At 61.9% G+C, this 12513-nt stretch carries 10 protein-coding genes and 1 pseudogene; 5 read left to right on the top strand and 6 right to left on the bottom strand.

All coding sequences use genetic code 11. The features are described 5' to 3' along the window. Positions 1-44: 44 nt before the first annotated feature. Positions 45-182: pseudogene (locus B0G62_RS17710) on the bottom strand (IS3 family transposase); the annotation flags it as partial. A gap of 858 nt (positions 183-1040) precedes the next feature. Here B0G62_RS17710 and B0G62_RS17715 point away from each other — a divergent pair. The 3 genes from B0G62_RS17715 (at position 1041) to B0G62_RS17725 (ending at position 5385) form a co-directional block, all read left to right on the top strand. Then, complete coding sequence (locus tag B0G62_RS17715; protein ID WP_167401300.1) at positions 1041-2204, top strand: helix-turn-helix transcriptional regulator; 1164 nt, start codon at positions 1041-1043, stop codon at positions 2202-2204. Positions 2205-2374: 170 nt separating this feature from the next. Continuing rightward, entirely contained in the window at positions 2375-4378 is a 2004-nt protein-coding gene (locus tag B0G62_RS17720; RefSeq protein WP_146055319.1) for a hypothetical protein, read from the top strand. Positions 4379-4752: 374 nt separating this feature from the next. Then, the gene (locus B0G62_RS17725) at positions 4753-5385 is read left to right on the top strand and encodes a GNAT family N-acetyltransferase (RefSeq protein ID WP_103705523.1); all 633 of its coding nucleotides are present in this window, start codon (positions 4753-4755) and stop codon (positions 5383-5385) included. A 10-nt stretch (positions 5386-5395) separates the two neighbouring features. Here the strand turns inward: B0G62_RS17725 and B0G62_RS17730 are convergent, their stop codons facing one another. From B0G62_RS17730 to B0G62_RS17745, 4 genes are all read right to left on the bottom strand, one after another. Then, the gene (locus B0G62_RS17730; protein WP_103705524.1) at positions 5396-6964 is read right to left on the bottom strand and encodes an EAL domain-containing protein; all 1569 of its coding nucleotides are present in this window, start codon (positions 6962-6964) and stop codon (positions 5396-5398) included. 137 nt (positions 6965-7101) lie between these two features. Continuing rightward, the gene (locus B0G62_RS17735) at positions 7102-7542 is read right to left on the bottom strand and encodes a diguanylate cyclase domain-containing protein (RefSeq protein ID WP_103705525.1); all 441 of its coding nucleotides are present in this window, start codon (positions 7540-7542) and stop codon (positions 7102-7104) included. Then, positions 7542-7796 (bottom strand): hypothetical protein, encoded by a 255-nt coding sequence (locus tag B0G62_RS17740; protein WP_103705526.1) that lies wholly within the window; start codon positions 7794-7796, stop codon positions 7542-7544. Before B0G62_RS17740 ends, B0G62_RS17735 begins: the two co-directional genes overlap by 1 nt. 211 nt (positions 7797-8007) lie before the next feature. Then, positions 8008-8658: an HD domain-containing protein gene (locus tag B0G62_RS17745; RefSeq protein ID WP_103705527.1), complete on the bottom strand. Its 651-nt coding sequence runs from the start codon at positions 8656-8658 to the stop codon at positions 8008-8010. Positions 8659-8805: 147 nt separating this feature from the next. Between B0G62_RS17745 and B0G62_RS17750 the strand changes: the two genes are divergently transcribed. Both B0G62_RS17750 and B0G62_RS17755 read left to right on the top strand, forming a co-directional pair. Then, on the top strand, positions 8806-9795 hold the full coding sequence (locus B0G62_RS17750; RefSeq protein WP_103705528.1) for a GlxA family transcriptional regulator: 990 nt from the start codon (positions 8806-8808) through the stop codon (positions 9793-9795). 359 nt (positions 9796-10154) lie between these two features. After that, a complete protein-coding gene (locus B0G62_RS17755; protein WP_103705529.1) occupies positions 10155-11612 on the top strand; it encodes a sensor histidine kinase in 1458 nt (485 codons plus the stop codon). A gap of 218 nt (positions 11613-11830) precedes the next feature. On the opposite strand, the gene B0G62_RS17765 is transcribed toward B0G62_RS17755, so the two are convergent. Next, positions 11831-12331: an acyl-CoA thioesterase gene (locus tag B0G62_RS17765; protein ID WP_103705531.1), complete on the bottom strand. Its 501-nt coding sequence runs from the start codon at positions 12329-12331 to the stop codon at positions 11831-11833. Positions 12332-12513 lie beyond the last annotated feature (182 nt).

A 12513-nucleotide genomic window follows, 5' to 3' on the forward strand; every position in this document is an offset into this window, starting at 1 on the left:
GATTGGCTAAGAACTGGAAACCGAGGCTGTAGTGGTCAACTGGCCATCAAGTAGTCGCTGATGTCGCGATGTGCCTCTGCAGCCGCCATATATCTGGTGCTCGGCACCCATTCCGTTTTCAGGCTGTGGAACAGACGTTCCATCGAGCTGTTGTCCCCGCAATTTTCCCTTCGGCCCATGTTGTGTTGATTCGATAACAACTGTTGTCGCTCATCGAACCACTTCTGCCCGTGCGGTCACCACTCAATCGCTAGTATGCGGGCCGTAAGCCGGCACCGGTCGATGCCGTTCCATCCGTCCGGGGTGAGCGGAGACGCCCGCTGCAAAAGCCGAATCCTGTCAGCATCCGTTTGCGTGCGGCTTCACTGTCGATGTTAGCGTCTGCTTACCGCGCACCACGGGCAGGCCGACGCGACAGCGGCATTCGAGGCGACTTCAATTTGCTGTCGTTTGTTTTTCAATTTTCTATCGTTGTGCTAACGCCGCCCTCGAAACACTCGGTACACGCTCGAACGGGTGTTGTGGAAATGCAATAGGTGCCAAAAAGCATTGCCGATTTCCCCAGCTTATTCGCAATAATGGGTGGTGGTAAGAAGTATGGCGATATCGTTCAGTCACAATCGCGCGAGGGTGACATGGCTCTGCAAATGCGACCGTTGAGGTGAAAACTAGTCCGAAAATTTGCAATGCCTTTGCATATTTACTGCGCGATCTGTTCGTAGTTCATTTGCATGAGCGCCGCCATCGTCGTCCACTAATTTCACCGTTCCATCAGACGAAAGCGACTTCACCCCCGCCGCATATCAGAAGGGTAATGCACCCCAATCGCTAAATCTGCTGACCAGGCCGATCGCAATGCGGCAACTCAGTCGTGCGCTCAACTTCGACATTCCACTCCTGGGCTATTCGTCAGGATTCGAAACTGAAGCAGACAATCGCCACAGGCCGACAATGACACGACGTATCGGGCCGCTGGAGCAGCGGCCACCCGGTACCTGTCAAACAGCATGCCAAACAATCAAAAGAAAGGGGAAATTGGAATGGATCTGTCGGCAGAGCGTTACGAAAAGATCATTCATCTGCTATACGAAGCGGTTGCAGAACCGTCTGAATGGCCGGCTTTCTTCACGTCTCTTGGTCAGGCTATTGAAGCAAACGTCATTCACATGCTCGCCATCGACAAAAAGCACGGGTCGCTTTCTTACAGCGACGGATTCAATCTCCCCGTCGAAGGCGAACTTGCCTACATCCAGAAATACGGCAGCATCGATCCTCGATTCGCTTTACTACGGCAAAAGGATCCGGGGGATTGGCTTCATTGCCACGAAGTGTTTAATGAGGATTTCGTCGCTCGTGATCCGTTCTACCAGGATTTCTTGATTCCGATCGGAAAACGTTATGTTTCGGGATGCAAACTGGTAGACGACGCGAACGTCTGCGTCGTATTTTCGGCACTTCGTAACGTTGGCGAGAATCCGTTTGGATCGGCGGAAATACGCTTTCTTGACAAGCTCGTCCCGCATCTGATGCGCGCTGTCCGGATGCAACGCCAGAACTACACGTTCTCGACCAAGGCGCTGGTAGGACATGCACTCGTCAACAAGCTAAGGCAGCCTGTGATGCTTCTGACAACTGACGGTGGCGTTGTCCTTGTCAACGAAGCAGCGACGCGGTTGCTCTCTTCGACTTCACTTGTCAGTGTCATCGATGGATCGGTCCACCTACCGACCCGATACCAGGCTCAGTTTCGGGGAGAGTGCGCGCGACTGGAAGGACTCGCACGGGCTGAAAACACGGTCTCCGACGAAATTTCGACCTATCACTCAATGACCGTCACTTCCCGGGACATAGGCAGTCAGACGGACGAGACGCTCTACACGTTCTTCACGCTGTTGGCGCCGCCTAAAGTGAGTGGAGCATTCGGTCTACGTCCCCTTGTTTTATTGCTGTTCTACCATCCCGAGTCGGCCCCTGCCGTCGATTCAGATCTGCTTGGTGCAGCATTTAATCTGACGCCGATAGAGGGGCGAGTCTCTCGTCTGCTTGCGGAGGGACTGTCACCCAAAGAGGTCGCTTCGCGACTCGGTATCCAATATGACACCGTGCGCAAACACCTTCAGTCCATCTACCGGAAAACCTCGATCAATCGTCAATCCGAGCTAATGAAGCTCCTGCTTCATCTGCCGTTGAACGCTTTTGACTGACGAATGGAATCCAGCAGAACCTTAAAGCCATTTCCTGATCTGCCCCGCCCGGATATGCCTGAATGACCCCGATCCTCCCCAAATGGGGAATGGTTCGTCGCGGCTGCCAAGGTTAGATTCGCACAAAGGAAACATCTAAAGATAATCTAACAGTGCGTAAGGGGGGGTATATGAAGTCTGTTATTAGAACGTCCAATCAGTGGCGTCTCACGGTGTTGGCGTCGGCAGCGCTGATGCTAACGGCCTGTGGCGGCGGAGGGGACTCGTCGACCGCTGCGTCCTCAACACCGTCCAGCATTGGCGGCACCGTCGCCGTCGGCAATGCGCTCGTGGGCGCGAACGTTACGCTGATCGACGCGACCGGCAAGTCCACCACGGCGACCAGTGATTCAAATGGCAATTACTCGATTGCGCTCGCTGGTCTGACCGCACCGTTCCTGCTCGTCGCCACCGATCCGAGCGGTAACAACGCACCGTTGTACTCCGTCACCGCCAGCGTACCGACGAATTCGAGCGCACCCGTCGTGGCCAACGTGACGCCACTAACCACCGCCGTCACAGCCGAACTGACCAGCGACGGCAACCCGCTCGACCTGACCAGCTCGGCAACGCTGACGAAACTGGTCACGCCAGCTGCCGTCAACACAGCCGTATCCACGCTGAACACAATATTGACGCCGATTCTGTCGGCCGACATTGGGTCGACTGCTGCTTCATCGTTCAACCCAATCAACCAGTCCTTCACGCCGAATCAGACCGGTGCCGACGCCGTGATCGACTCCGTGATCCTGACGCCTGCCCCATCGGGTGGCCTGCAACTCGCGAGCATTGCCGCACCTGGCACCGCGATTGCGCTGAATTCCAGTACATCGACAAGCACTCAGCTTGCAGCACCAGCACAACCGGCCAACTATCTGGCGACGCTGCTGTCGCAACTAGGCCAATGTATTGGCGGGATGTCATCGGCCTGCTCGTCGGCCATCGATGCGAGCTACCTGGAGAATGGCTACAACAGTTCGAATGGTGGATTCCAGACATTCCATTCGGGCATCAGCGCGTCGGGCTCAACGATTACCGGTGTGAAGACCGTGGCGTCCTGGGCGGCTGGCCTGAGTCCGTTTGGCATCAGCAATCCGACCGCGCTAGTGCGTATCTTCTATACGAACGCGGCGGGACAGCAGAGCTTCGCGCTGACGGTCGTGCAGCAGACGCAAGCGGCGACTACAACGACACCCGCAGTCTGGGACATTATCGGTAACCGGCAGGCGTACGACGTGACGATCAACTCGTTCGTCACGCAACGCCAGTTCCTCGATTCTGCCGACGACACGGGCAGCCGCGACGAAAGTGGGCTGAATATCAGCATTCCCGTAAACAGCGCCTCGTCGGTGAATCCCTCGAATGTCGGCTCCGTGAAAGTCACCGGGCCGGGCCTGCCAACTGGGGGCGTGTGGTTGGAGCCGCGCAGCGCGACGGGTAACAACACACTCGCGCTGACCAGCAGGGCCGTTACCACTGCGCCGACTACGGCAACGACGAGCAGTTCCAACACGTCGCTCTACCGCTGGTCGTGGCAAGCGCTGTCGTCCGATGCCAGCACGTTTGCGTTCACGGTGACCACGGGCGATGCGGGGTATTACGCACCGACTGCGCTGACGGCGCAGACGTTACCGGCAGCACTCGCGTCGTACTCGGTGACGTTTTACGATACGACGGGCGCGGCGATCAATAGTTCGCCAGTCACGGTCGTCAACTCGAGCACGCCACTCCTGGCGAATGCGAGTTCCGGGGTGGCATGGCAGACGCTGGGCAGTGACGTCATCAGCAACTTCCTGAATCCATCGGGCTCGCTCGCGGCGGCGCAGACATCGGTAGCCGTCGATTGGTCTGGTCTCGTTAATGGAGCGAACATTGCGCCACCGCTGACGGGCATTCAAATTCAGGCCGCCAGCACACAAGCGGAGGTCGATGGCTGGTGGGAAGGTTCGCCTACCGCCGGACAGAACGGCCAGTTCACGGAAACGGTCACGGCTGGAGTCGCACAGAACGGTGCGCAGACATGCACGACGGCATGCCAGTTCCCCGCACTCGGAACGGGGGGATCGCGTCTCGTCCAGTTGGCCTGGAGCGCAGAGGGCGTAAATTACTACAACATCTGGAAATACAATGACTGATCTGTGAGGAGATCCGTCACTGACCGCAGGCAGCGCGCCGCTTGCTCCCTCTCGGGGGCGGCGGCGCTAGCTTTTTCTCAGCAAGAGCTAACGGAGGGAGGCCAATCAATATGCGAAGTACTGCTTATGTAGTCAGATGCCCGCAGGGTGGGGCGGATCGCGCAACGGTAGTCTCCCCGTGAATTAACGGGTGTCTCACTGCGGCGCATATCGGATCGGCACGGCGTATCGCGGTGGCGGTGGTCACGGACCGGGCGGCATAAATGCCCGTTCTATTGCATTCACATCCAATACGTTTTTCTTTACGACATTTTTGCTTGTAACCCCCGGCGCGCAAATCCAGACTTGGCTGCATGTAAACGACAGGAGAGGCCATGTCGACGCAGCGCGCACCGCAACGCCAGCACGATCGGATCATCTGCAATCAGCCAGGCGTGGGCCGCCTGGTGCTACGACGCTTCGATCCGCAGCGCGACTCGTGGGAGTTCCTCACGCAACTGCTGCACCGCGCGTTCGCGCGTCTCGCGTCGCTCGGATTGCATTGCGCCTGTGTGGATCAGGCGGCCGCCGCCACGCGTCAGCGCGCGCTGGCGGGCGACTGTTTCGTGGCGGTTTGCAACGGCCGCATCGTCGGCACGATGACGCTCGAAGGCCGCGATGGCGACTCGCCTTGCGAGCACTATCGCCAGCGCGGCGTGGCGTCGCTGCATCAGTTCGGCGTCGATCCGGCGTGGCAGGGTCGTGGCATCGGCCGCGCGCTGCTTGGTTTTGCGAGCCAGTGGGCTGCCGCGCGCGGCTTCACGCAAGTCGCGCTCGACACGCCGCTTCCTGCTGCGCAACTGGTGGCGTTTTACCGGGCGCAGGGTTTCTGTCTGGTCGACGTGGTGCGATTCGCGGGACGCGGCTACGACAGCGCGATCCTGAGCAAGACCTCAAGCATCGGCCATGCTTTCGCACAGCTACCGCCCGCGCACGCGTCTGCGCGCGTGACAGACCGCAGACGCTAGAGATCGATTTTTACGCTGTTTTTACGGTGTTTTCCTCGATCCAGCGGACGAACTCCGTCGCCGGCATGGCCTTCGCGTAGAGCCAGCCCTGCGCGAACTCAACGCCGTGCTCGCGCAGATACACGGCCTGCGCCTCGCTTTCCACGCCTTCCGCGACCATCGCCAGCTTCAGTTCATGCGCGATGCCGATGATGTGCGGCACGATCGCATTGACCTCCGAACCCGATGTCAGCGCATTGACGAAGGACTGGTCGATCTTGATGCCGTCCACCGGCAACGCATGCAGATAGGCGAGGCTCGAATAACCCGTGCCGAAATCGTCGATGAAAACCTTGTGGCCCGCGTCGCGATAGCTCTGCAAAACCGGCCCTAAAAGCTGTGCGTCGATAAACGCGCGCTCGATGCACTCGAACCAGATCTGATCCGCCCGCACGTCGAACCTGGCGGAGCACGCCTTGAGCGTGTGCAGGAAGCGCGAGGAAACCAGGTCGTCGCGCGTGACGTTGATCGAGATGTGCAGATCGCGGCGGCGCGCGAGCAACGGGCCTGCGCCCGAGAACACGGACTGGATCACGAGATCGGTAATCGGCTGGATCAGGCCCAGGGACTCCGCCATCGAAATGAACGTGTCGGGCGCGACGACGGTGCCGTCGGCGAGCGTCCAGCGCACCAGCGCTTCCGCGCCGACGCAGCGGCCTGTGCGCAAATCGACGAGCGGCTGGAACCACGCCGCGAACTGGCGTTGACGTATGCCTTCCAGCAGCGCGTGGCGCGGCGTGCGCAGCTTGCGGCGCCAGCGCCGCACGAGCCAGGCGGCGAGTGCACTCGCCAGCAGCGCGGGCACGAGCAGGAGCTTGATCTGTGCGGCAAGATCGGGGCGCACGCGGTCCGCGGGTTCGTAGGCGACCACGGCGAGCGGATAGCGCTGCGAGCGATCGACCACGTAGTAGCGCTGATCGAAAAAGCTCGTGGCCGGCGCGCGAAACAGCGCGGCCCGCATGAGCGCCGCGTCCGCGTGCGACCAACGTGTGACGATCGCGCCATCGAGCGATTCCAGCAGCGCCAGCTCGATGGTGTCGTTGAGCGGCACGATGTCGAGATAAAAGCGCGGATCGACCACGACGATATGGTTGCCGTAGCGGATATTGAGCATGCGCATTTCGTTGCCGCGCTTGCCGACCTCCGTGGACCACGCGCTGAAGCCGTCGTTATAGGTCCATTGCGCAGCCGGCAGCGCACTCCCGGCGAGATCGCGCGACGACGAGCATTGGATCCTTTCGCCGTCGGCCCACGCGACGTTGCGGATATAGCGGTATTGCTCTTCGACGCGCCGCATCGCCAGCAGATGCCCGGGCGTGCAGGGCGTGCTTGCGTCAGACGCGAGCGTGCGCAGGGCCGCTTCGGCTTCGGCGGTCACGAGTTCGGCGCGCACGAGCGCGCGGCGCGAGTATTCGTCCACCTGCGCGCGCTGATGCTGCTCGACCACGGTGTCGGCGACCCAGACGATCGCCGTGAGCGTCACGCACGCGCCGAGCGCGATGAGGCCGAACGTGGCCAGCGCGGACAAGCTGCTTTTCATGCCGGATGAGCGCGTGCGCAGGTGAAGGGCACACCGATGTTAACGTCTTTCGCGGTGCGTCGAGTCGGGGGTGCGCAGTCTGCATCGTTGCGTCATCTGTTACGCATGAAACCAGCCGGCAGGAGTGCCCAGAGGCTTCAATGTGTTTGCAGATCGGCATCCACGACGCGATTGCGCCCGCCTTCCTTCGCAAGGTAAAGCCGCCGGTCGGCGACCTGCATGAGCGTTTCGTAATGGGCGGCGCCGTACTCGGGGCTGGCGGCCACGCCGATCGACACCGTGAACGCAATCTCATCGGCATCGGTCACGGGGCTGTTGAACACGCGCCGCGCGGCAGCGAACGTGAGCGCCGTGTTGTCGGTGGGCGCCATCAGCATCCAGCGATCGACCGATGTTTGTGCGATCCGCAGCAGGTCGGGCCTGAAGCCTGCGGGACGCTGCTCGGTGAGCGCGTCATTGCGGAAATAGACGACGTTACCATTACTGTTTAGCAAACCGAAATAGATGGCGTTTTCATCGTCGTCGGTATTGCCTGAGGAAAGCTGCAGCGACAGCAGACGCGATTGCGTCAGATCCATCACCACCGCGCCGCGAAATTGATTGCCCGCATAGACGGGCGCGCTAAGCGTCGATGTTCGGCAGGCGAGGGCTGCTCCAGGGCGCCTGGTTGGTGCTTGGCGAAATTACGCAGAAACATCAGACGGCGGCGCTCGGCCTCGATCAGCGCATCCACGCCCACGGCGCGCACTTCCAGATCGCGCTGACGGATGAGCAGATCGTTGCGCGTCATGTTGTACAACTGGCGCAGGCCGACGATGCTCAGCAGCAGCATTGCGCCGATAAAGCATAGCGTCACCACGAGTCGCGGCCGCTGCACGGTGTCGCCGACCCCTTGAAGTTGTGCCGCGGCGCGGCGTCCGGGTATCGGCGAAGAATAGCATCACGCCATGATGCGAGCGCGTTGTCGGCCCTGCTTTGAGTCCTGATCCAGGCGCGCGCTCACGCACGCCCGGAACGTTCAGCCAGATCGACAATCCAGTCCCTCAACCGCGCCACGGCGAATGGCGAATCACGCTGCAAAAATTGCCAGCGTGAAAATGCGGATCCTTATCGGCGAGCACATCGGCCTTCACATTGCCGAACGTCGTCGCGGGCTTATGGTGGATGCCATCGTAAAACGCCTGGAGGATGTCCTCCTTGAAATGCTCCGTGCGCGGATGCGCGTGCACGACGGCCTCGCGTTGCGCGTCGCTGTATTCGTGATACGTGAGGCCCAGAACGTCCATCTCCACGCCGGCCGTCACGAGGGCGATGACGGGATGCATATGCTGAGGAATCCCTGGCGTGGTGTGAAGCGCGATTGCGGTCCAGACCAGATCGAGATCGTGTTGCGCGATGCCGCGTGCGCGCAGGAAATCGCGCGCCGCGTTGGCACCGTCCACTTCGAAGCGCTCGTGCTCGCTGCTGTGCGAATGCATGAGACCCACGTCATGGAACATCGCGCCCGCGTAGAGCAGTTCGGGATCGAACTTCAGGCCGCGATGCTGGCCGGCCATCGCGCCGAAGTAATAGACGCGGCTCGAATGATGGAAAAGCAGCGGTGATTCGGTGTCGCGCACGAATTCGGTGATTTCGCGCGCGAGCTGGCTGTCGGGGATACGGGGAAGGCCGGTACCGGAAAGATCGAGGTTCATGGAATGACTCCGTGGGGGAACGGGATCTATTCTGGCCTGTGCTAGCATTGTCCAATATCGACTGAAAACGTCTATTTCTGCCATTTCGCGCGTGATCCGGACGCCTGCTCCCGAGCGTGTCTGGACCGATAGCCGGAGCCTGACCCCATGCCGAAAATCGTCGCCATCCTCGCGCTGCCGGGCGTCCAGTTGCTCGATGTGAGCGGCCCGCTCGACGTGTTCGCGCAGGCCAATATCGAAGCCGGGCGCAGCGTCTACGATCTGCGCGTGATCGCCTGCCGCGCGGGGCCGATCCGCAGTTCGTCCGGCGTGCGCCTGCTGCCGGACGCAGTGGCGGGCAAAGAGCCTGCCGGGCGCGTCCAGGAACGGATCGATACGCTGCTGGTGGCCGGCGCCCCCGACGCCGCCACGACCCAACTCGCCCCGCGCGTGCTCGACTGGCTGCGCACCACGGCGGCGCGTGCGCAGCGCTTCGGCTCGGTGTGCACGGGCGCGTTCGCGCTGGCTGCGAGTGGCCTGCTGGAGCGGCGCAGGCTGACGACGCACTGGGCGTCGGTGGAGACGCTTGCGCGGGTCTGTCCCACGGTCTCGATCGAAGCCGATTCGCTCTATGTACGCGACGGCAAGCTGCGCACGGCGGCGGGTGTGACGGCGGGGCTCGACCTGGCGCTGGCGCTCGTGGAGGAAGACCTGGGCCGCGAGATCGCCATGCAGGTCGCCAGTCAGCTCGTGATGTTCTTCAAGCGCCCCGGCGGCCAGATGCAATTTAGCCGCAAGGGCGAGACGCGTCCGGCGGGGCGCTCGGCGCTGCAGGAGGTGCAGCGCTGGGTGGCCGCGAATCCGGCGCTTGCGCATCGTGTCCCCGATCTGGCTCAGCGCGTGGGCCTGAGTCCGCGCCATTTCGCGCGTCTGTTCCAGGCCGAGGTCGGTCTCACGCCCGCCGCGTGGGTGGAAGCCGTGCGCGTGGACGCGGCGCGTGCGATCCTGGAGGCCGAAGCCGAGGCGCCCAAACGCGTGGCTGCGCGTTGCGGCTTCGCGAATGCCGATACCTTGCGGCGCGCATTCATCAAGCACGTGGGTGTCTCGCCAGCCGAGTATCGGCGGCGCTTTGGCGGCGCGGCTCAAACGCCGGCCTAGCCCGATATGCGGATTGCGTCAAGTTGCCAATTCGCTGCGCATGAAAGCGCGGATAGAGGGCATTTTTTCGAGCGGGTGGCGTCGATCCCGGCGATAATCGCGGCTCATGGATTAGCCGTCCGTGCAAGCGATGCAGACGGAATGCGCAGTCCATCGGCTAGCCGCAGCAAAAAAAACACGAAACGAAGCAAAGGCCGCATGGGGACGCCCTGATTTGGGGCATGCGGGATGACTTTGCAGCTTGCGCCGCGCCCCGGCCCGCGCGTGATCCGACGGTCGCTCCGGCCGCACGGGCGCCGCGGACCAGCGGGGTGTGCCGACGCGCCGCGCCGTGAAAACAAGAATCCACGCGACAAACTATGTATTCGATCTTGCCCGCGTTCGTATCCGCCTTATTTCTGGGATTTGGCGTGTACGTGCTCCTGACGGAAGGCGTGTCGCGCCTTTCGGTGCCGTTTGCATTGATGTGCGCGACCACCTTCGTCTGGCAGGGCACCTGGGCGTTCCTGTTCCAGACCGCCGACACCGAACTGGCCGATATCCTCGTCAAGTTCGGCTATCTGTTCATCCTGTTCCTGCCCACGACCTACTACCACTTCAATATCGAAGTCTCCGCGCGGCGCGGCGAACGGCCCTTTCTGCTGGCCTCCTATGGTTTGAGCGTGGTGCTCGCCATGTTGCTGATCGTGAGCGACGAGGTGGTGGCCGGTTACGGCACGTTCTTCTTCGGCAAATATCCGCATGCGGGCCTGCTGCATCCCGTGCACGTCGCGCAGACCGTGCTGCTCGCCCTGCGCAGCGGCTGGCTGCTGTTCGTCGCGCGCGGCCAGACCCAGGCGCACGACCGCCGCCGGCTGCTCGATCTGTGCCTGCTGAGTCTCGCGATTTACGGCGTGGCCGCGAGCGACTACGCGGTGAACTATGGCGTCGCGTTCTATCCCGTGGGCGCCGTGTTCATCGCCGTGAGTCTGGGGATTCTCGCCGTCACCATCGTGCGTTATGGCCTGATGCGCCCGTATCTGATCGCGGCGACCGTCGCGCACGAAGTCGCCACGCCGCTCGCCGCCATCGGCATGCACGCCGAGGAAATCGGCAATGTGCTGCCCGAACTCATGCGCGGCTATCAGCTTGCGGTCCAGCATCAGCTTTGCGTGGACGGTCTGTATCCGGGCCAGTCGGAGCGCCTGTCGTCGCTGGCCACGTCGATCCGCCGTCAGGTCGACAGCACCAGTACCGTGGTCGAGATGTCGCTCGCGTCGTTTACGCTCGACCGGCTCGACCGGCGCAGCTTCGAGGCTTATCCGATCCGCTCCTGCGTGAACGCGGCGCTGGAGCGCTTTCCGTTTCGCGCCGGCGAACGCGAACTCGTGCGCGTGCAGCCGATCGACCCGCAACGGTGTTTTTCGGGTTCGGATTCGCTGGTGGTCTTCGTGCTCTTCAACCTGCTCAAGAACGCGCTGTATGCGATCCACGCGGGCGGCGGGGGGCGGGTGGAAATCGATACGGCGAGCGAGGGCGGCTATTGCGTGCTGCGTTTCACCGACACGGGGCCGGGCATCTCCGCCGAGGTGCTGCCGCGTATCTTCGAGCCGTTCTATTCGACCAAATCGCACGGCAAGGGCTCGGGCATGGGGCTGGCGTTCTGCCGCCGCGTGGCCGATGCGCTCGGTGGCGCGATTGACTGCGAGTCGGTCCCGGACGTGGCCACGACTTTCACGCTTTATTTGCCGGAACCGGGTTCCGCGGCGGATCGCGCGTTGCATGATGGGCCGGGCAAGCCCCGCCGGTGGACGGCGGGGCAGGATTACGCGGGTTGAAGCGGTATGGTGTTGGGCGCGACGAGCCGGGCGGGCGGTGCGGTTGACCGGTGCGGCGGAATCGGGAAACCGCAGCGCGCCCACCCGGGCTTCGGCCCTCGGTTAATCGCTATTGGCAACCCGAATCACGAGCCGCAGTTACGCACCGTCGGCGTTGAACAGGCGCCGGGGTTCGTCCCCAAGGTTCGCGTTTCGATCGACGTCCACGCCTGGTCGCTTTAGACCGCGGCGGAAGTGGGCAGCACGATTTCGTATTCCTTGACGCGCTCGATGATTCCCGGCGGGAAACGGCGAATCCGCTTATCGGTTCCGGCAAAGAGAATCTGCTGGTAGCCGAGCGAAACGGGCCGCCCGTCCACGCAAAAACGGAACACGAGATAAGCGGAGCACTGCCGCACCTGGAAGGTGTTCATGTAGCAATCGACGCGCTGGAACGGAAACGTCTCTTGCACATACTCCTGGTGCGCGCGCTTCGTGACGAAGACGCCGCCCGCCGCGAGCAGATTGTTGTGGATGCATTCGTGGAACCAGCGCTCGCGGCAAATGCCCTGCCACTCGAAATAGCGGGCGAAGTAGGTGTTCATGAAGGCATTCGAGTCCTTGAGGTAAATGTCGATGACATGGTGGAAGGTTTTGGCGGGCGTGGCTGCCATGATTTCGTCGGAAAAGCCGTTGGCGCCACGGGAGAGCACTGCGGGGATGGATTCACGTGCGTTCATTGAATGAACTCCAGATGAAAATGGCCGCCTGCGGGGCCGCGCATGTCTTCGTGGGTGAAGACATGCCCCTAATTCTGGGCGCGTTACCGGGCCGCCAATACCGTGCTTTCTCACACAGCAGCCCGCCGCGTGTCCGCAAACGGTTTCGTATGTGCGGAGCATAAAATCCGCGCGGATCCCGC

The organism is Paraburkholderia eburnea, assembly GCF_002917095.1.
Taxonomy (GTDB): domain Bacteria; phylum Pseudomonadota; class Gammaproteobacteria; order Burkholderiales; family Burkholderiaceae; genus Paraburkholderia; species Paraburkholderia eburnea.

Bases quoted from the DNA above. Each gene is read 5' to 3' on its own strand.
- B0G62_RS17745 (WP_103705527.1), bottom strand. From the start codon at position 8,658: ATGAACCTCGATCTTTCCGGTACCGGCCTTCCCCGTATCCCCGACAGC.
- B0G62_RS17730 (WP_103705524.1), bottom strand. From the start codon at position 6,964: ATGAAAAGCAGCTTGTCCGCGCTGGCCACGTTCGGCCTCATCGCGCTC.
- B0G62_RS17735 (WP_103705525.1), bottom strand. From the start codon at position 7,542: ATGGATCTGACGCAATCGCGTCTGCTGTCGCTGCAGCTTTCCTCAGGC.
- B0G62_RS17765 (WP_103705531.1), bottom strand. From the start codon at position 12,331: ATGAACGCACGTGAATCCATCCCCGCAGTGCTCTCCCGTGGCGCCAAC.
- B0G62_RS17720 (WP_146055319.1), top strand. From the start codon at position 2,375: ATGAAGTCTGTTATTAGAACGTCCAATCAGTGGCGTCTCACGGTGTTG.
- B0G62_RS17715 (WP_167401300.1), top strand. From the start codon at position 1,041: ATGGATCTGTCGGCAGAGCGTTACGAAAAGATCATTCATCTGCTATAC.
- B0G62_RS17740 (WP_103705526.1), bottom strand. From the start codon at position 7,796: ATGCTGCTGCTGAGCATCGTCGGCCTGCGCCAGTTGTACAACATGACG.
- B0G62_RS17750 (WP_103705528.1), top strand. From the start codon at position 8,806: ATGCCGAAAATCGTCGCCATCCTCGCGCTGCCGGGCGTCCAGTTGCTC.
- B0G62_RS17755 (WP_103705529.1), top strand. From the start codon at position 10,155: ATGTATTCGATCTTGCCCGCGTTCGTATCCGCCTTATTTCTGGGATTT.
- B0G62_RS17725 (WP_103705523.1), top strand. From the start codon at position 4,753: ATGTCGACGCAGCGCGCACCGCAACGCCAGCACGATCGGATCATCTGC.